Annotated in this window: 18 protein-coding genes; 10 read left to right on the top strand and 8 right to left on the bottom strand. The window is 68.5% G+C overall.

What is annotated here, in order from left to right:
• From RIF93_RS10400 to RIF93_RS10385, 4 genes are all read left to right on the top strand, one after another.
• The coding region (locus tag RIF93_RS10400) for a zinc-binding dehydrogenase (RefSeq protein ID WP_309091043.1) at positions 1-515 on the top strand (515 nt) is incomplete at its 5' end.
• Positions 516-567: 52 nt separating this feature from the next.
• Positions 568-1,275 (top strand): SDR family oxidoreductase, encoded by a 708-nt coding sequence (locus RIF93_RS10395; RefSeq protein WP_309091041.1) that lies wholly within the window; start codon positions 568-570, stop codon positions 1,273-1,275.
• A gap of 108 nt (positions 1,276-1,383) precedes the next feature.
• Positions 1,384-1,983 (top strand): ester cyclase, encoded by a 600-nt coding sequence (locus tag RIF93_RS10390; RefSeq protein ID WP_309091039.1) that lies wholly within the window; start codon positions 1,384-1,386, stop codon positions 1,981-1,983.
• Positions 1,984-2,287: 304 nt separating this feature from the next.
• The gene (locus RIF93_RS10385) at positions 2,288-2,809 is read left to right on the top strand and encodes a hypothetical protein (RefSeq protein ID WP_309091037.1); all 522 of its coding nucleotides are present in this window, start codon (positions 2,288-2,290) and stop codon (positions 2,807-2,809) included.
• A 519-nt stretch (positions 2,810-3,328) separates the two neighbouring features.
• Here the strand turns inward: RIF93_RS10385 and RIF93_RS10380 are convergent.
• Positions 3,329-4,078, bottom strand: coding sequence for an SDR family oxidoreductase (locus tag RIF93_RS10380; RefSeq protein ID WP_309091035.1), 750 nt, complete (start codon positions 4,076-4,078; stop codon positions 3,329-3,331).
• A 96-nt stretch (positions 4,079-4,174) separates the two neighbouring features.
• Between RIF93_RS10380 and RIF93_RS10375 the strand changes: the two genes are divergently transcribed.
• Positions 4,175-5,080: an AraC family transcriptional regulator gene (locus RIF93_RS10375; RefSeq protein ID WP_309091033.1), complete on the top strand. Its 906-nt coding sequence runs from the start codon at positions 4,175-4,177 to the stop codon at positions 5,078-5,080.
• A complete protein-coding gene (locus tag RIF93_RS10370) occupies positions 5,031-5,552 on the top strand; it encodes a tyrosine-type recombinase/integrase (RefSeq protein WP_309091031.1) in 522 nt (173 codons plus the stop codon). The genes RIF93_RS10375 and RIF93_RS10370 overlap by 50 nt, the downstream gene beginning before the upstream one ends.
• Here the strand turns inward: RIF93_RS10370 and RIF93_RS10365 are convergent.
• Positions 5,471-6,733 carry an adenosylmethionine--8-amino-7-oxononanoate transaminase gene (locus RIF93_RS10365; protein WP_309091029.1) on the bottom strand — a complete coding sequence of 421 codons (1,263 nt, stop codon included), beginning with the start codon at positions 6,731-6,733 and terminating at the stop codon, positions 5,471-5,473. The genes RIF93_RS10370 and RIF93_RS10365 overlap by 82 nt on opposite strands.
• Before the next feature lie 70 nt (positions 6,734-6,803).
• Between RIF93_RS10365 and bioF the strand changes: the two genes are divergently transcribed.
• Both bioF and bioD read left to right on the top strand, forming a co-directional pair.
• Positions 6,804-7,952, top strand: a complete 1,149-nt coding sequence (bioF, locus tag RIF93_RS10360; protein WP_309091027.1) for an 8-amino-7-oxononanoate synthase — start codon at positions 6,804-6,806, stop codon at positions 7,950-7,952.
• Positions 7,949-8,629: a dethiobiotin synthase gene (bioD, locus tag RIF93_RS10355; RefSeq protein ID WP_309091025.1), complete on the top strand. Its 681-nt coding sequence runs from the start codon at positions 7,949-7,951 to the stop codon at positions 8,627-8,629. The genes bioF and bioD overlap by 4 nt, the downstream gene beginning before the upstream one ends.
• On the opposite strand, the gene bioB is transcribed toward bioD, so the two are convergent.
• The 3 genes from bioB to RIF93_RS10340 all read right to left on the bottom strand — a co-directional run bounded on the left by bioB (position 8,626) and on the right by RIF93_RS10340 (position 11,187).
• The gene (gene bioB / locus RIF93_RS10350; RefSeq protein ID WP_309091023.1) at positions 8,626-9,633 is read right to left on the bottom strand and encodes a biotin synthase BioB; all 1,008 of its coding nucleotides are present in this window, start codon (positions 9,631-9,633) and stop codon (positions 8,626-8,628) included. The genes bioD and bioB overlap by 4 nt on opposite strands.
• 187 nt (positions 9,634-9,820) lie before the next feature.
• Complete coding sequence (locus tag RIF93_RS10345; protein ID WP_309091021.1) at positions 9,821-10,474, bottom strand: 3-oxoacid CoA-transferase subunit B; 654 nt, start codon at positions 10,472-10,474, stop codon at positions 9,821-9,823.
• Positions 10,474-11,187 (bottom strand): CoA transferase subunit A, encoded by a 714-nt coding sequence (locus RIF93_RS10340; RefSeq protein ID WP_309091019.1) that lies wholly within the window; start codon positions 11,185-11,187, stop codon positions 10,474-10,476. The genes RIF93_RS10345 and RIF93_RS10340 overlap by 1 nt, the downstream gene beginning before the upstream one ends.
• 114 nt (positions 11,188-11,301) lie before the next feature.
• Between RIF93_RS10340 and RIF93_RS10335 the strand changes: the two genes are divergently transcribed.
• Positions 11,302-13,182 carry a monovalent cation:proton antiporter-2 (CPA2) family protein gene (locus RIF93_RS10335; RefSeq protein ID WP_309091017.1) on the top strand — a complete coding sequence of 627 codons (1,881 nt, stop codon included), beginning with the start codon at positions 11,302-11,304 and terminating at the stop codon, positions 13,180-13,182.
• Positions 13,183-13,242: 60 nt separating this feature from the next.
• Positions 13,243-14,196: a 2-oxoglutarate and iron-dependent oxygenase domain-containing protein gene (locus RIF93_RS10330; RefSeq protein ID WP_309091015.1), complete on the top strand. Its 954-nt coding sequence runs from the start codon at positions 13,243-13,245 to the stop codon at positions 14,194-14,196.
• 89 nt (positions 14,197-14,285) lie between these two features.
• Here RIF93_RS10330 and RIF93_RS10325 read toward each other — a convergent pair whose 3' ends face one another.
• From RIF93_RS10325 to maiA, 3 genes are all read right to left on the bottom strand, one after another.
• On the bottom strand, positions 14,286-16,109 hold the full coding sequence (locus RIF93_RS10325; RefSeq protein ID WP_309091013.1) for a M2 family metallopeptidase: 1,824 nt from the start codon (positions 16,107-16,109) through the stop codon (positions 14,286-14,288).
• Positions 16,110-16,185: 76 nt separating this feature from the next.
• Positions 16,186-16,833, bottom strand: a complete 648-nt coding sequence (locus tag RIF93_RS10320) for a carbonic anhydrase (protein WP_309091011.1) — start codon at positions 16,831-16,833, stop codon at positions 16,186-16,188.
• A gap of 12 nt (positions 16,834-16,845) precedes the next feature.
• A partial coding sequence (maiA, locus tag RIF93_RS10315) for a maleylacetoacetate isomerase (RefSeq protein ID WP_309091009.1) occupies positions 16,846-17,347 on the bottom strand: 502 nt, incomplete at its 5' end.

Below are 17,347 nucleotides of genomic sequence, written 5' to 3'. Positions count from 1 at the left end.
CGGGAACGAGCGGGCTGATCGCCGTCGCCTCAGCGGTCGCTCTCGGAGCGGGTCGTGTGATCGCCGCCGGCCGCAATCCGGCGGCCCTGGAGCGCGCGCGCGCCCTGGGCGCCCACGATACCGTGGTGCTGGGCGGGGACGGCCTGGCCGCGGCCTTCGCCTCCGCGGCGGGCGGCGAAGTGGACGTGGTCATCGACTACCTGAACGGCGCGCCGGCGGAGGCCGCCCTGAGCGTCATGGCTCTGGGCGGGCGGATGGTGCAGATCGGCTCGCTGCTTGCGCCGGGCATGCAGCTGCATGCCCAGACCGCGCGTCGGCAATCGCTCGATGTGCTGGGCTTCGCCTACTACCACGCGCCCATCGATGAACAGCGCCGGGCCTATGGCGCCGTTTGCGACCTCGCGCTCAAGGGCCGGGCCGAGATCGACATCGAGACCACGTCTTTGATCGACTTCGCCGCCGCGTGGGGTCGGCAGAAGGCTGGCGGCGGGATGCGGCAGGTTCTTCGTCCCTAGAACCGGCCGGAGGCGCCAGCGTGAAGTCCCGAGCATGACAGGAGGTATCAAGGTGACCACGTTCGAAGGACAGCGCGTCCTGGTTATCGGCGCCAGCAGCGGCATCGGTCGGGCGGCCGCGGACGCCTTCGTGAAGGCGGGGGCGGACGTCACCACCGCGTCCCGCGACCGGGCGCGCATCGAGGCGGCGGCGCGGGAGATCGGCGCGCGGCCAGAAGTGCTCGACATCCTCGATCCGGCCGCGGTCGAGCAGCTGTTTGCCCGATCGGATCCCTTCGACCATGTGGTGGTCAGCGCCGCCTCCACCAGCACCGGTTCGGTTTCCGGGCTGCCGCTGGAAGACGCATACGCCGCCATGGATTCCAAATTCTGGGGCGCCTATAGGGTCGCTCGGTCGGCCCGCATCACCCCGACGGGGTCGCTGACCTTCGTATCTGGGTTCCTGGGGCAGCGCCCCAGTCCGAGATCGGTCCTCCAGGGCGCGATCAATGCGGCCTTGGAAGGCCTGGCGCGGGGTCTGGCCCTCGAACGCGCGCCGGTCCGCGTCAATGTGGTCTCGCCGGGCCTGATCGACACCCCCCTGCACGACCGCATGGCGCCGGAGCAGAGGCAGACGGTGTTCAGGGACGTCGCCGCCCGCCTGCCGGTGGGCCGCGTGGGCGCGGCGGAGGACGTCGCCAGCGCCATCCTGTTCGTGGCGGCTAATCGTTTCGCCACGGGCTCGGTGGTCACCGTGGACGGCGGCGGCACGATCGCCTGAGCCTCAGCCAAGTGGCGCCAGCGGACACTGCGGCCGCGCGGGGCGCGCGGTACTCCAGATGAAAGAAGGATACCCGGCGTAACGACCGGGATGAACGAGGAGGGCGGAATGGACAGCGCGTGGGTCATCGCAGCGACGTTCGCGGCGGCTGTGGCGGGCTCGTTCATTGAGCAGCGCCCGGAGCCCGCCGCGACCCCCGTCTCGGCCCCCGCGCCGAGCCGGCGTGCGTCCAACGCGGAAATCGACGCCCGCATTGCGGCCGCTGACTACACGGCCCAGGAACGCGCGAACATCGAGACGACGATCCGCTTTCTCAGCGCGCCGCGTCCGATCCGTCCCGACGATCGCGCGCGCTACTTCATCAATGACTACAAGGCGACGCGCCACGGCATGGACACCCTTGCCCAGATGTGGGGGAAGCCGCATGGCGGGTACAACGCCGCGTCCATGAATGACCGACAGGACAAGATCGTCGACATCATCGCCAACGGCGATCGGGTTTGGGTCTATTTCCAGATGAACGGTCACCACACCGGGCCCTGGTACGGCCGCGAGGGGACAGGCCGGCCCATCTCCATCCACGAGCTCGGCATGTTGACCTACCGCGACGGCAAGATCGTCGAAGCCTACTTTCTCGCCGAAGAGTTGGAGCTCGCCCGTCAGCTCGGGATCGTGCCGTCTGCCGAGGAGGGCGCGAAGCCGCGTTAGGGTTGTTGCGGGCCGCGGTCGTGGGGAACGTCCGCCCTTCCTCGCCTCGTCACGCGAACTGCGCGCAGCCGCACCGACCCGTCTCAAGGGATCGCATCGACCGACCAGGGTTGATGTTCCGAGCCGCCCGCCAACTGACCGGCTGGAGCGGCGCGCCACGTCCCGGCCAATATCCTCCCCGGCCGGGACGTGGTTGCCCTCGCTATCGTCAATCTTCGCCCCGCCGGCTTCAACCGGCGACGGGTGCGTCGCGTCCGCCTGTGGAGCAGGGGGCGCCAGGCTGAGGATCAAGTTGGACGCCGGAATGGACACGCAAGTCTTCGCCGCCGGGATGGGCTTGGACGAGGCTCGGCCCGAGGCGCTTGAGCTCGACGCGAACAGGCGTCGCGCCGCGGCGCTGCGCGCGCCCACTCCGGCGGCCGAGCTACAGCCGTCGACACGGGGCGCCGGCGGCCAGAGGCCGCCCGCGCCCGCGGGTCTTTCCTGGCGAGCGGTACGCGCCCTCGTGCGCGACGGTCTCGTCCTTGTCCCAAGGGACGAACTGCGGCTGGGCGCGCTCTCAGAGAAGAGCCAGCAGTGCATACAGATCGCCGTCGGCCTTCTGCGCATTGGAGCCACGCGAGAGAGCGTGCGCCAAATCCTGAGGGCCTGCGAGCATCCGGCGGAAACCCCCTTCCTGCTCTGCGAATTGGCCGACCTCGCTCGCCGCAAGCAGGCGGAGCTCCAGGTTCTCGGCAAGATGCTGGCCGCAATCGGCGGCGCTTCGCCGCGGGTGGTGCTGCACCGCGAACTCCTCGCGCTCAGATCGACGGAAGACGCCGCCTGACGAGGCAGCGTGTTTTCGGGGCCGGCTTCAAGCCCGCTAAGGGAAGCGGGGCCGGCTGATCCAAGGGTAAGCCCCCGCTGGCGAGCGACCCCGCGCCGCAGCCCTGCCGCGAGGTCGTCCAGCTCGTCCGGATGCCGGCCGCGGACCCGGGAAACTGCTGTTGTCGTCGTGGAGCGCGTCCTCTTGACCTGGGGCTCGATCTCTCTGACGGCTCCAGTCTTGACCTCGGCAAGGCGCCCGCCTGACTCGGCTGGCTATGCGGGGCTTGCCGGCCGCGTTGATCGAAGGTGGGCGAGCTGCTCGGCGCCTCCCTAGTCTCCTTGGGACGGAGCGCGGGAGCCGTGCTCGGTCAGAGCCCATCCGATGACCAGATCCTGCGGGCCTGCCAGCCTTGAAGGCCGCCTCTGGGGTCTCAGGACGAGGAGTCGCTTCCGGCTGAACATAAAGGCCGTCAGGATGGATAGAAGCAGTCTTCGATCCTCCGCAATAACGCGCGACGCTCGCACCTGAACTCGCCGATCAGCTGGCTTCGGCCATCCACTGCACCGCATCCTGGCCCGCCGGGATCCGAAGCGGAGCGTGGGGATCGGTGGCTGCCTGCCAGACCGCCTCAGCCACGTCGGACGCATGGGTGAACGGACCGCTGTCGTCGCGGAAGCTGGCGATGAAGCCTTCGATCATGGGCTTGTAATCGGGGTGATCGAGACCGCGCAGATGCGGCATGGCGTTGTCGCCAAAGCTGGTCTCGGGGGAGCGGCCAGGAAGCACGATGTGCGCCCGCACCCCGAAAGGCTCCATTTCCACCGCCAGGCTTTCAGTGAGCGCATCCACGGCCGCCTTGCTCGCCCGGTAGACGCTGACCAGCGGCAACGGCTTCAGGGTCGCCGACGAAGTGACGTTGATGATCGCGCCGCTGCGGCGTTTGCGGAACATCGGCAGCAGCGCCTGCAGCATCGCCAGTGCGCCCAAGGTGTTGGTTTCAAACAGGCCGCGCGCCGTTTCCGGCTCGATGAGCTCGATAGGGACGGCCGCGCCAAACCCGGCATTGTTGACCAAGACGTCGATGTCGCCAGCCTGCGCGACCGCGGTTGAGATGCTGGCCGGTTGGGTCACGTCCAGCGGCAGGATCCGGAGATTGTCGGCTGCAGGGAGCACGTCCGTCCGGGGCTGACGCATTGTGGCGACCACCTGCCAGCCTCTGTCGACGAACAGCTTCGCCGTCGCGAGGCCAAAGCCTGAGGAACAGCCGGTGATGAGGACAGTGGGCATGGGATCGCTCCAGTGGGATCAGGTGCGGCAGCATGGCCCCGAGCGGAAGGACCTTCTATAGTCCGACATCCTGGTTTCGTTGGCGGGAGTCCTGAAATGCCGGCCGATCCTCTCGCCGAGATCGTTACGCTGCTCCGCCCCTCCGCGAGCTTCTCCAAGCTGGTGGAGTATGGCGGCTGCTGGCGCATCCGTCGGGACGTCGAAAGCAAGCCGGTGTATTTCGCGGTGCTTGAGGGCGCATGCCGGCTCGTGTCGTCGGGCCGTCCGCCGATTGTCGTGCGGGCGGGCGATTTCGTCCTCTCGCCGTCGGCCCATGATCAGGTGCTCGAAAGCCTCCACGCGCCGCCCGAGGGCGTCGACATGCTGCCCACCGAGCTGGGGGAGGGCCGGTTTCGGGTGGGGCCACCGACCGAGCCCCCAAACCTCAGGATGCAGGTCGGTCTGTGCAGCTTCCTATCCCCCGACGCCGCCTTGCTCGTCTCGCTCTTGCCCGCCCTGATCATCACCCGCGACGAGCCGCGGCTGGCGCTTCTGCTTGAGCTGGTGGGGGACGAGACCCGTCAGTCCCGGCCCGGACGTGAGCTGGTGCTGGAGCGTCTGCTCGAGGTGCTGCTCATCGAAGCGCTTCGGTGCGGAACAGACACGCTCTCTGCGCCAAGCGTCGCCCGGGGCCTGTCGGACGAACGTCTGGCGGCGGCCTTGCGCGCCATGCACGCTAAACCGGCGCAGGGGTGGACGGTCGTCGACCTGGCGGCCGAGGCCGGCATGTCGCGCTCGGCCTTCTTCGCGCGGTTCGTTCGGATCGTGGGCTTGCCCCCGATGGAGTATTTGATGGCGTGGCGCATGGCGCTGGCCAAGCGCCTTCTGCGCACGCGTGAGCTGGCGATCGAGAGGGTCGCCGAGCAGGTGGGCTACGGCTCGGCCAGCACCTTCAGCACGGCCTTCAGCCGGCATGTCGGCATGCCGCCGGCGCGTTACGCGCGAGCCGTGGAGGCGGACTAGCGGCGCCGGAGGCGGGCGTGGACGGATGTCGAGCGCGTGTTCGAAAGTTGTTCCTGACATCTGTTGCGTGAGACGGTATCCGTACATCGAGATGATCTTCGCTGCGGCGGAGCTCGACGACTTCGTCCACGATCTGCGTCATTCCTTCGCGTCCGAGGCCCTTTCGAGCGGCTACACGCTTGATCAGATCGGGCAGTTGCTGGGTCACACGGACATTCAGACGACGCAGCGATACGCCCACCTCGGTCGGACAGCGAAGCACGCCGCTGCAGACGAGCTGGCGCGGAGGATGGCGGTTCTGAGATTGAAATTCGGCGACCTGCGGTGCGCGCCGTCTTCCGGACGGCTCAAGCGCGCTGCGGCGACGTTCACCCAGCCTCGGACAAACCCCTACGCCGTCACGACCTTGCGGATCGCACCGGTGAGGATCTCGAGATCTTCGTCTGATGCGGTGAATGAGGGCGCGAGATAGACGACCTTCCCCATAGGTCGGATCCAGGCGCCGGCTTCCACGAAGCGACGGCAGAGTTCGCCGGCCGGAACAGGCTCGGCGAACTCGACGACTCCAATCGCCCCGCGCACTCGCACGTCGACCACGCCGGTCGCGGAACGGCAGGGCTCGAGGCCCTGCTGAAGGCTCTGGGAGAGGCGGGCGACGTGCGCCTTCCAGCTCCCCCGCTCGAAAAGGTCCAGCGACGCGTTCGCGGCAGCGCAGGCGAGTGGATTGGCCATGTAGGTGGGCCCGTGCATCAAGGCCGCGCCGGGTTCGTCCGACCAAAATGCCTCGAACACCCTGTGGCTCGCGACGGCGGCGGACAGCGGCAAGGTCCCGCCCGTGAGCGCTTTTGAGAGCGTGACGATGTCAGGCACGACGCCTGCGCCTTGGCAGGCGAACAGATCGCCAGTTCGACCAAAGCCAGTGAAGATCTCGTCGAAGATCAGCAGCGTGTCGTGAGCGTCTGCGAGGCGGCGTAGCCGGCGTAGCACCTCGTCGTCGTGGAAGAGCATGCCCCCGGCCCCTTGAACGCGAGGCTCCACAAGGATGGCTGCGATCTCACCGCCCTCGCGTTCAAGCAGTTCGCCGAGCGCCCGCTCGGCGTCGTCGTCTGTCGGCAATGCTGCGATGTGTTGGGCCGGCAGCACGCCGGCGAAGAGGCTGTGCATGCCTTCCTCCGGGTCGCAGACGGTCATCGTGGCAAGAGTGTCGCCGTGATAACCGCCGAAGAACGCCAGGAAGCGGGTCTTCGTAGCCACGCCGCGATTGATCCAGAACTGCAGCGCCATCTTCATGGCGATCTCCACCGCCACCGAGCCGCTTTCGGCGAAGAAGACGTGGTCAAGGTTGCCAGGCAGCAGCTTCGCTAGACGTTCGGCGAGCCGGTATGCAGGCTCGTGCGCCAGACCGCCGAACATCACATGCGGTGTCCGGGCGAGTTGATCTTCGACGGCGGCGCGGATGTGCGGGTGGTTGTAGCCGTGACAGGCGGTCCACCAAGACGCGATGCCGTCCACCAGCGTTCGGCCGTCCTCCAGGAAAATGCGAGTCCCTTCCGTTCGTGCGACGGGCAGCGGCGGTGGCGCGGTCTTCATCTGGCAGTAGGGCCGCCAGACGTGCGGGGCGCCGGCGGTGAACCAACTCGGATTTGCGGTCATGTGGATGCCCCTAGCCTAGCTGCCCCAACGGCGGCTGGTTTACGTAGGGGAAGAAAGATAAGCCACCCCCATGGACACGCTCACCGCCTTCGCGAACGAGAAGCTCGCCCGGATGGAGGATCGCAGCCTACGTCGTACGCTGAAGCCCACCCGCAGATTGGACGGCGCTTGGGTGGAGCGGGAGGGCCGGCGGCTGGTCTCCTTCTCCTGCAATGACTACTTGGCGCTGAGCGGGCACCCCGTAGTGAGGGCGGCGGCAATTCGAGCTGTGGAGACGTATGGGACGGGCGCGGGGGCCTCGCGCCTGGTCACCGGGGATCATCCGTTGCTTGGCGAACTCGAGGCGCGTCTGGCGACGCTGAAGGGTGCGGAGGCGGCGTGCGTCTTCGGGTCGGGTTATCTCGCCAACGCGGGCATCATCCCGACCTTCGTCGGGCCAGGCGACCTGGTGCTGGCCGACGAGTGGGCGCATGCCTGCATCTGGGCCGGCGCCAAGCTGTCAGGGGCCGAGACGCTGCCGTTCCGGCATAACGACGTCGCCGACCTGAGCGCCAAGCTGGCCATCGGCTCGAGGGCAGGTCGTCGCATGCTCGTGGCGACCGACGGCGTGTTCTCCATGGACGGGGACGTCGCACCGCTGGGCGCGATTTCCGCCGCATGCGAGGCCCATGGAGCCTGGCTCCTGGTGGATGACGCCCATGGTCTGGGCGTGCTCGGTGGCGGATCCGGCACGGCGCGGCTGTTCCCCGGCGCGCGGGTCGACCTTGCAATGGGCACGCTTTCCAAGGCGATCGGTGGGTACGGCGCCTACGTCTGCGCCTCCGCCCCGGTGATTGACCTGATCAAGAGCCGTGCTCGGACGCTCGTCTATACGACTGGCCTGCCGCCCGCGAACACCGCCGCGGCGCTGGCCGCGCTGGACGTGATTGATGCTGAGCCCGAGCGCGTGGCGGCGCCGCTTGCGCGGGCGCGGCGGTTCACAGTCGCTCTCGACCTTCCCGAGGCGCAGAGCGCGGTCGTCCCCATCATTCTGGGCGAGGCAAGCACGGCGCTAGAGGCTGCCGCCGACCTCGAGCGGCGCGGGCTGCTCGCCGTGGCGATCCGGCCGCCGACGGTGCCGGCCGGTACGGCGCGGCTGCGACTGGCGTTCAGCGCGGCTCATTCAGAGGAACAGGTGGATCGGCTGGCCGAGGCGGTCAGGCCCTGGCTCGCGCAATGAGGAGGGTCGTCTTCGTGGCGGGGGGCCACACCGAGATTGGCAAGACGCACATTGCTTGCGGGCTCCTCTCGGCCGCGCGCCGAAATGGGTGGAGCGTGGACGCCTTGAAGCCGGTGGTCAGCGGATTTAACCCCGTCGACTGGGCTGAAAGCGATCCTGGTCGCTTGCTGGTCGCTGCGGGTCGTCCCCTGGACCTGCATGAGCTGGATCGGGTGTCCCCCTGGCGGCTGTCGGCTCCCTTGGCGCCGCCCATGGCCGCCGCCCTCGAGGGGCGAGGCCTTCCCATGGACGAGGTCATCGCGTTCTGCCGGGATCGGATCGCCAACGCGACAGCTGACCTGATGGCCGTGGAAGGGGTGGGCGGGTTGATGTCCCCGATCGCCGACGGCGCGACAAGCCTCGACCTTCTTGAGGCTGTGCAAGGAATTCGTGTCCTCGTGGGAGGCGGCTATCTCGGCGCTGTCAGCCACACACTCACCGCGCTGGAGGTGATGACCGCCCGCGGCGTGGCGCCAACCTGCATTGTCGTCAGCGAGTCGGCCGATCCGGAAGCGCCCAGCTTCGCAGGCACCATCGCGCTGTTGGCGCAGCACGCCCCGACCGTTCCCGTCATCGGGGCGCCACGCGCTGACAGCGACTGGGCTGCTCGGGCGTTTGCGATGATCTCCGGACGCTAGCGGCTGAGGCCGACCGGCATAGGCTTCATCTTCAGGTCGGCCAGCAGCGCCTCGTCGGCGGTCTTCTCGGGGTTGTTGGTGGTGAGCAGCCGGCCACCGATGAAGATCGAATTGGCGCCTGCCAGGAAGCAGAGCGCCTGCAGTTCGCGGCTCATGTGCTCGCGGCCGGCGGCGATGCGGACCATGGATTTCGGGCAAACGATGCGGGCTGCCGCGATCATGCGGACGAACTCCAGCGGATCGACGGCCTTGGAGTCGCCTAGCGGCGTGCCCGGGATCGGCATCAGGTCGTTGATCGGCAGGCTCTCCGGGTGGCTGGGCAGGATCGCCAGTTGGTGCAGCAGGCCCGCCCGGTCGCACCGCGTCTCGCCCATGCCGACGATGCCGCCGCAGCAGGTGGGCATGCCGGCGTCGCGGACGGCGGCCAGGGTGTCCAGGCGGTCCTGATAGGTCCGCGTCGTGACGACCTTGTCGTAGTAGTCCGGGCCGGTGTCGAGGTTGTGGTTGTAGAAGTCGAGGCCGGCGGCCTTCAGCGCCTTCGCCTGGTCGGGCGTGAGCATGCCGAGGGTGGCGCAGGTCTCGAGGCCTAACGCCTTCACGCCCGAGATCATGGCGGCGACCTTCGGCAGGTCGCGGTCCTTCAGGTCACGCCAGGCGGCGCCCATGCAGAACCGCTGGGCCCCGCCGGCCTTGGCCTCGGCGGCGGCGGCGATCACCGTCTCGGCGTCCATCAGCTTGGTGGCGGCGACGCCCGTCTTGAACTTCTGCGACTGGGCGCAGTAGCCGCAGTCCTCGGGGCAGCCTCCGGTCTTCACAGACAGAAGCTGGGAGAGCTGGAGCTCGGTAGGGTCGAACCAGCGCCGGTGGACCTCGGCGGCGCGGAACACCAGCTCCATGAACGGCAGCTCGAACAGGGCCTCGACCTCATCGAGGGACCACTCGTGGCGCGGAGGGGCAGGGCCGCCGATTCCTTTCGCGGCGAGCGAACTGGCGTGTGGGTTCATGGCGTGTGCAAGCGGAGGCGAGGGAACCCGCCCGCCCTCGTAGGTGAGGACGGGCGGGTATGCGGCGCCGTTGAACGGGCATGATGCCGGCGCGCGCATCCCGGGTGCGCAGACTGGTCGCGGAAACGGTCTGCGGGTCGTGGTTGGGGCTCCGCCTTTGAGGCGGGCTCGTGCGGGAGGAGGGAACTCATCCGGTGAGCGCGCCAGCGAACTCGAACGAAGCCTCCGTCCTGGCGCGGACCTCGTCGAGGGTCACGCCCGGGGCGAGCTCCACGAGCGTGAGCGGCTTCTTGCCCCGCGAGACGTCGAAGACCGCCAGGTCGGTGATCACCAGGTCGACCACGCCGGCCCCGGTGAGCGGCAGGGAGCAGGCCTTCACCAGCTTGGGCGCGCCGGACTTCTCCACGTGCTCCATGACCACGACCACGCGCTTGACGCCGGCCACCAGGTCCATGGCGCCGCCCATGCCCTTCACCATCTTGCCCGGGACCATCCAGTTGGCGAGGTCGCCGTTGGCGGCCACCTGCATGGCGCCCAGGATGGACAGGTCGATGTGGCCGCCGCGGATCATCGCGAAGCTGTCGGCCGAGCTGAAGTAGGACGAGCTGGCCAGTTCGGTGATCGTCTGCTTGCCGGCGTTGATCAGGTCGGGGTCGGCCTCGCCTTCGAACGGGAAGGGACCCATGCCCAGCATGCCGTTCTCGGATTGCAGGGTCACCGACATGCCGGCCGGGATGTAGTTGGCCACCAGCGTCGGGATGCCGATGCCGAGGTTCACGTAGAAGCCGTCGCGCAGCTCCTGGGCCGCACGGGCGGCGATCTGGTCGCGGGTCCAGGCCATTATGCAGTCGCCTCTTCACGCTTGCGGACGGTGAGCTGTTCGATGCGCTTCTCGTGAGCGCCCTGCAGGATCCGGTCCACGTAGATGCCGGGGGTGTGGATGTTGTCCTTGTCGAGCGCGCCGGTCTCGACGATCTGCTCGACCTCGGCCACCGTCACCTTGCCGGCCGTGGCCATCATTGGATTGAAGTTCCGCGCCGTCTTCCGATAGACGAGGTTGCCTTCGCGGTCGCCCTTCCAAGCTTTGACGATCGACAGGTCGGCGGTGAGGCCGCGCTCCATCACATAGAGTTCGCCGTCGAACTCGCGAACTTCCTTCCCCTCGGCCACCAGGGTGCCCACGCCCGTCTTGGTGAAGAAGGCCGGGATGCCTGCGCCGCCGGCGCGGATGCGCTCGGCCAGCGTGCCCTGCGGGTTGAATTCCAGCTCCAGCTTGCCCGAAAGGTACAGCTCGGCGAACAGCTTGTTCTCGCCGACGTAGCTCGAGATCATTTTGCGGATCTGGCCGCCGGCCAGCAGAACGCCCAGACCGAAGTCGTCCACCCCGCAATTGTTGGAGATGACCGTCAGGTCCTTGACGCCCGCCTGGCGGATCGCCGCGATCAGGTTTTCGGGAATGCCGCAGAGGCCGAAGCCGCCTGCCATGATGGTCATGCCGTCGAAGAGCAGGCCAGCCAGCGCCTCGACCGCGTCCTTGCGAACCTTGTCAGCCATGGCTTCGCCAATACGCCGCAAATCGCCGGTTGAGAACCGGGCGCCTCAAAAAATTCATCGATTGATGAACAAGCCCGGAGCACCCTCGATCCGCGCGAACGCTCCGGAGCCCCGATGACCGCCGACAATCTCCTGCTGCAGGCCTTGGTCTATCTGACCGCCGGCGTCATCGCCGCGCCCATCGCCAAGCGCCTGGGGCTCAGCTCCGTGCTGGGCTACCTCGTGGCCGGGGTCGTGGTCGGTCCGTTCGCCCTGAACCTGGTCGGTGATCCCGAGGACGTGATGCGCTTCGCCGAGTTCGGCGTCGTGATCCTCCTGTTCCTCATCGGGCTGGAGGTGCGCCCCGCCCTGCTGTGGAAGATGAAGACCAGCATCTTCGGCGTCGGCGCCGGGCAGATGGCGGCCACGACCGCGCTGACGGCGGCCGGGGGCCTGGCGCTCGGGCTGGATTGGCGGCAGGCGCTGGCGGCGGGCCTGATCCTGTCGATGTCATCGACGGCCATCGTGCTGGCCAGCCTGGAGGAGAAGGGGCTGCGCCAGGGCCCGGTCGGCGAGGCCAGCTTCGGCGTGCTGCTGTTCCAGGACCTGGCGGTGATCCCGCTGTTCGCCCTGCTGCCGTTCCTGGCGATGAGCGGGGCGGCTCCGGCGGAAGCGGCCGGCGGCCACCACGGCGGCGCGCTGCTGGAGGGCCTGCCGGCCTGGGTCCGCCCGCTGGCGGTGATCGGGGCCGTGGCGGCCGTCGTGATCGTGGGGCGGTACCTGACCCGACCGCTGTTCCGCTTCATCGCCGCGGCGCGGCTGCGCGAGATCTTCACCGCCTCGGCCCTGCTGCTGGTGGTGGCGGTGGCGGCGCTGATGGAGCTGGTCGGCCTGTCGCCGGCGCTGGGGGCGTTCCTGGCGGGGGTGGTGCTGGCCGAGAGCGAGTTCCGCCGCGAGCTGGAGAGCGACATTGAGCCGTTCCGCGGCCTCTTGCTGGGCCTCTTCTTCATCACCGTCGGCGCGGGCCTGGACGTGGCCCTGCTGGCCGGCCGGCCGCTGCTGGTGGGCGGGCTGGTCGCCGGCCTGATCGTGCTCAAGGGGCTGGCCATGTACGCCGCCGCGCGCACCTTCCGCCGGGACACGCGCACCTCGGCGACGACGGCCGTCGCCCTGGCGCAGGGCGGCGAGTTCGCCTTCGTGCTGCTGGGCTTTGCGCTGGGCGCGCGGGTGCTGGACGCCGAACTCGCCCGGCTGCTGACGGCGGTCGTCGCTGTCTCGATGGCGGCCACGCCGCTGGTCTTCGCAGCCTACGAGAAGCTGGTGCTGAACCGGCAGGAAGCCCGGGCGGAGCCCGAACGACTGCCGTTCGACGAGGGCCCGCCGGATGCGATCGTCGCCGGCTTCGGCCGCTTCGGCCAGATCGCCACCCGCCTCCTGATGGCCAACGGCTTCAAGGTGGTGCTGCTGGACGCCAGCATCGAGCAGATCGACCTGATCCGCCGCTTCGGCTGGCGGGTGCACTATGGGGACGCGAGCCGCCTGGATCTCCTGCGCACCGCCGGCGCCGACAAGGCCCGGCTGCTGGTGGTGGCGATCGACGACCGCGACAAGGCCCGAGAGATCGTCGAGACCGCCAAGCAGGTGTTCCCGCACCTGACGGTGATCGCGCGCGCCTTCGACCGCCGGCACGCCTACGACCTATTGGAGGCGGGCGCCGACGAGGTGGAGCGCGAGACCTACGAGAGCGCGCTGAACTTCGGGCGCAAGGCGCTGACCGCCCTGGGCCTTGGCGAGCGGCGCGCGCTGAAGGCGGCGGTGATCTTCCGCGAGCACGACGAGAAGCTGTTCCGCAAGCTGCAGCCGGTGCATGGCGAGGCCGAGGAGCGCTACATCGAGGCCACGCGCGCCTCGCGCGACATGTTCGAGCGGCTGGTGCGCGCCGAGATGGACCGGCTGACCGACGACGAGGACGACGGCGTGGAGGCCCCGCGGCTGGCGGCCAACGACCGCGGCTGAGACGGCGCGCCGCGGCAAGGGCGGTTCTAACCGTGCGCGCGTGGGTGTAGGAGTGCGCGCATGAGCCAAGCCGCCACCCTGCCCGAGACCATCGAACCGGTCTCCTACACGCTCTTCGACCAGGACTTCGAAGCCTTCACCCAGAAGCTGGGCGACAGCTTCAAGCGCTGGGGCTTCGCGGTGATCAAGGATCATGGCCTGCCGCAGGACAAGGTCGATGCCGCCATCGACCAGACGAAGAAGTTCTTCGCCCTGCCCGAAGAGACCAAGCTGAGATACAAGCTGCCGGTCATGGGCCAGCGCGGCTACACGCCGTTCGGCATCGAAACGGCCAAGGGCGCCCAGCACTTCGATCTGAAGGAGTTCTGGCACGTCGGCCGCGACCTGCCGCCGGGCCACCGGTTCCGCGACCACATGCCGGACAACGTCTGGCCCGACGCCGAACTGCCCGAGTTCCGTGAGACGGTGGGCTGGCTGTACCAGGCGCTGGACGCCCGCGGCCTAAAGATCCTGGAGGCGATCGCCACCTACCTGGGCCTCGACCGCCACTTCTTCGATCCGACGGTGGACTTCGGCAACTCGATCCTGCGCCTGCTGCACTATCCGCCGGTGCCCAAGGAGGGGCCGCACATCCGCGCGGGCGCGCACGAGGACATCAACGTCATCACCCTGCTGCTGGGCGCCGAAGAGGCCGGGCTCGAGGTGAAGGACCACGACGGCCGCTGGATCCCGATCAACCCGCCGCCGGGCGCGCTGGTGGTCAACATCGGCGACATGCTGCAGCGGCTGACGAACCACCGCCTGCCGTCGACGACGCACCGGGTGGTCAATCCGGCGCCCGAGCGCCGCGGCTTCCCGCGCTACTCGACGCCGTTCTTCCTGCACTTCAACTCGGACTACGAGATCAGGACGCTGCCGAACTGCGTCGACGCCCAGCACCCGGACCGTTACCCGACGCCGATCACGGCGGACGCGTACCTCCAGGAGCGCCTGCGCGAGATCAAGCTGGCGTAACGAAGAAGGGGCCGCACGAACGGTGCGACCCCTCATCCGTCAGCCTGCCGCTGACACCTTCTCCCACAAGGGGAGAAGGGATCACCTCGCTACCAGCCGCACTTCTCGCCCTTGTTCTGCTGGACGAGCCAGGTGTTCAGCGGCTTGAAGTAGTCGGCCACCGCGGAGGCGTCGGTGCGCGTCTCGCCGGTGAAGACGGCCAGGGTCTTCGGCCATTCCTGGGATTGGCCCAGCTCCATCATGGCGTTGAACTTCCGGCCCATCTCCTTCTCGCCGTAGACCGAGCAGCGGTGCAGCGGGCCCTTCCAGCCGGCCTGCTTGCAGGCGGCGCGGTGGAACTGGAACTGGTAGATGTGGGCCAGGAAATAGCGGGTGTACGGCGTGTTGCCGGGCACGTGGTACTTGGCGCCCGGATCGAAGGCGTCGGCCGGACGCTGGGCCGGCGGCATCAGGCCCTGGTACTGCAGGCGCAGCTTCCACCAGTCGGCGTTGTATTCCTCGGGCGTGGTCTCGCCCGCGAACACCTGCCAGCGCCAGCGGTCGACCAGCAGGCCGAAGGGCAGGAAGGCGATCTTGTCGAGGGCCATCTTCAGCAGGAACGGGATGTCCTCCTGCTCGCCGGGGACCTTGTCCAAGAGGCCGATCTGCTGGAGGTAGGTCGGCGTCGAGGCCGAGAGGGCGGCGAAGTCGCCGATGGCCTCGTGGAAGCCGTCGTTGGCCGAGCCGCGGAACAGCACCGGCTGGTTCTTGTAGGCGCGCTGGTAGTAGTTGTGCCCGAGCTCGTGGTGGACGGTGCGGAAGTCGTCCGCGTTCACCTTCGTGCACATCTTGATGCGGATGTCGTCCTTGTCGTCGATGTCCCACGCCGAGGCGTGGCAGACGACTTCCCGATCCCGCGGGCGGGTGATCAGCGAGCGTTCCCAGAAGGTCTCGGGCAGCGGCGCGAACCCCAGCGACGAATAGAAGGCCTCGCCGGTCTTCACCATCTTGACGGGGTCATACCCCTTCTCGACCAGCAGCTTGTCGAGATCGTAGCTGGACTGGACGCCCTTGGGCTGGACCACGTCGTAGATGTTGCCCCACTGCTGGGCCCACATGTTGCCCAGGAGGTCGGCGCGGATCGGGCCGGTGCGCGGCTGCACCGCGTCGCCGTACTTCTCGTTCAGCCGGCCGCGCACGTAGCAGTGCAGGTTGCGGTAGAACGGCTCGACCTGCTTCCAGAGACGGTCGGTCTCGGCGGCGAAGGCGTCGGGGTCCATGTCGTAGTTGGACCGCCAGAGCGCGCCGGTGTCCTTGTAGCCCAGGCTGACCGCGCCCTCGTTGGAGAGCTTGGCGAACTGGGCGTAGTCGGCCTTCATTTGCGGCGCGACCGAGTGCCAGCCTTCCCAGACAGCCTTCAGCTCGGCCGGGTCGCGGCTTTCCTTCAGGATGTCTTCGGCGTCGTTCAGGGTGATCTGCTTGCCCTTGTGGGTGAACTTGCCGGTCGAATAGGTGCTGTCGAGCTTGGTCAGCAGGTTCGCCAGCTCCTCGGCCGCGCCCGGACGGTCCGGCGCCGGGGAGACGATGTAGAGCTTCAGCAGCTTCAGCTTGCGGGCGGTGACCGGATCGACAGCCACGCCGTCGAAGCGCGCGGCCTGCTTGGCGAGCCGGGTGGCGAGCTCGTTCTGCTCGGCGCCGGCCTTGGCCTCCAGCCACTGGGTGTCGACGGTGATGAAGTTGGCGCGCACCCACGAGGCGCGGGCGGCGAAGGCGTTCGCCTTCTCGAGCTGGGCCTCGGCGTTCTCGACGAAGGCCTTGGCCTCGGCGGGCGTGGGACGCGCGGCGGCGGACGCCGGCGCCTGGCCCTGGGCGACGGAGGGCCCCACGGCCACGAGCACGGCCGCCGCGGCGGCGGCCATCAGCATGGATTTCATTGACGGTTCCTGAGCGTTTTCATCGGCGTTTCGCCGTTGCGGGCGACAAGAGGCCGCCCGCGCCCCGCCGTCAAGATCAGCCTCCGCGGACGGCCGGAATGTTGCGGAAGCGGTCCAGGCGCGCCGCCTCCTCGATGCTGGACACGGTCACTTCTAGGTCGCGCACGAGGCCGTCGGCGATCGAATACACCCAGCCATGGACGTTCAGTTCCTGCCCCCGCGCCCAGGCGTCCTGGACGAAGACGTCGGAGGCGACGTTGCGCACCTGGCGGATGACGTTCAGCTCGACCAGGCGGTCCCAGCGGGCGCGGTCGTCGGCGATCTGCTCAAGCTCGTGCTGGTGGTCGTGGTGCACCTCGCGGATCGGGTGCAGCCAGTGGTCGATCAGGCCCCGGCGCTCGCCGTCCACCGCAGCGGCCACGCCGCCGCAGCCGTAGTGGCCGACCACCAGGATGTGTTTCACCTTCAGGACGTCGACCGAATATTGCAGCACGCTGAGGTAGTTGGCGTCCTGTGGCGGGGCCAGGTTCGCCACGTTGCGGTGGACGAACAGCTCGCCGGGGTCGAGATCGACGATCTCGTTGGCGGGCACGCGGCTGTCCGAGCAGCCGATCCACAGGTACTCGGGGGCCTGCTGGCCCTCCAGGCGCTTGAAGAAGCCGGGATCGGCCGAGATCTTCCGTTCCGCCCAGCGGCGGTTGTTGGCTTTCAGGTCGTCGAGCATCAGGCGGGAATCCTAGGAGGCTTGGGCGTCCGGTTGCCGATCAGGGTGGGCGGCCGCGAAGGCCGGGTGTTCGGCGGCGCGCTGGGCGACCGCGGCGATGGCAGGATAGGGCGACAGGTCCACGGCGTACCGCTCGGCGGAATAGACCTGTGGGACCAGGAGGCAGTCAGCCAGCGTCGGCCGGTCTCCGAAGGCGAAGCCACGGCTGTGCCAGGCGACCATCGGCTCCAGGGCTCGGAAACCGTCGTTGATCCAGCGCTGCGTCCAGACGGTGCGGCCGGCGTCGTCCACGCCGAGCGCGGTGAGCTGCTTCTGGATGCGCAGGTTGTTCAGCGGGTGGATGTCGCAGGCGACAATCGCGGCCATGGCCCGCACGGTCGCCCGTTCGAAAGGGTCCTTCGGCAGGAGGGCGGGTTCCGGGTGAACCTCCTCGAGCCATTCCAAAATGGCGAGACTCTGGGTTAGCACCTGGCCGTCGCCCGTCTGCAGCGCCGGCAACAGCTCCTGGCGGTTC

It is taken from the genome of Phenylobacterium sp., from assembly GCF_031181185.1.
Taxonomy (GTDB): Bacteria; Pseudomonadota; Alphaproteobacteria; order Caulobacterales; family Caulobacteraceae; genus Phenylobacterium.
Note: the sequence above shows the minus strand (reverse complement) of the source record. Positions and strands in the feature narration are given on the sequence as shown.

Coding starts and splice junctions, on each gene's coding strand:
- RIF93_RS10365 (WP_309091029.1), bottom strand. CDS start 6,733: ATGACCGCAAATCCGAGTTGGTTCACCGCCGGCGCCCCGCACGTCTGG.
- bioB (WP_309091023.1), bottom strand. CDS start 9,633: ATGAACCCACACGCCAGTTCGCTCGCCGCGAAAGGAATCGGCGGCCCT.
- bioD (WP_309091025.1), top strand. CDS start 7,949: ATGAGGAGGGTCGTCTTCGTGGCGGGGGGCCACACCGAGATTGGCAAG.
- RIF93_RS10370 (WP_309091031.1), top strand. CDS start 5,031: ATGTCGGCATGCCGCCGGCGCGTTACGCGCGAGCCGTGGAGGCGGACT.
- RIF93_RS10325 (WP_309091013.1), bottom strand. CDS start 16,109: ATGAAATCCATGCTGATGGCCGCCGCCGCGGCGGCCGTGCTCGTGGCC.
- RIF93_RS10320 (WP_309091011.1), bottom strand. CDS start 16,833: ATGCTCGACGACCTGAAAGCCAACAACCGCCGCTGGGCGGAACGGAAG.
- RIF93_RS10330 (WP_309091015.1), top strand. CDS start 13,243: ATGAGCCAAGCCGCCACCCTGCCCGAGACCATCGAACCGGTCTCCTAC.
- RIF93_RS10375 (WP_309091033.1), top strand. CDS start 4,175: ATGCCGGCCGATCCTCTCGCCGAGATCGTTACGCTGCTCCGCCCCTCC.
- RIF93_RS10335 (WP_309091017.1), top strand. CDS start 11,302: ATGACCGCCGACAATCTCCTGCTGCAGGCCTTGGTCTATCTGACCGCC.
- RIF93_RS10345 (WP_309091021.1), bottom strand. CDS start 10,474: ATGGCCTGGACCCGCGACCAGATCGCCGCCCGTGCGGCCCAGGAGCTG.
- bioF (WP_309091027.1), top strand. CDS start 6,804: ATGGACACGCTCACCGCCTTCGCGAACGAGAAGCTCGCCCGGATGGAG.
- RIF93_RS10340 (WP_309091019.1), bottom strand. CDS start 11,187: ATGGCTGACAAGGTTCGCAAGGACGCGGTCGAGGCGCTGGCTGGCCTG.
- RIF93_RS10390 (WP_309091039.1), top strand. CDS start 1,384: ATGGACAGCGCGTGGGTCATCGCAGCGACGTTCGCGGCGGCTGTGGCG.
- RIF93_RS10380 (WP_309091035.1), bottom strand. CDS start 4,078: ATGCCCACTGTCCTCATCACCGGCTGTTCCTCAGGCTTTGGCCTCGCG.
- RIF93_RS10385 (WP_309091037.1), top strand. CDS start 2,288: ATGGACACGCAAGTCTTCGCCGCCGGGATGGGCTTGGACGAGGCTCGG.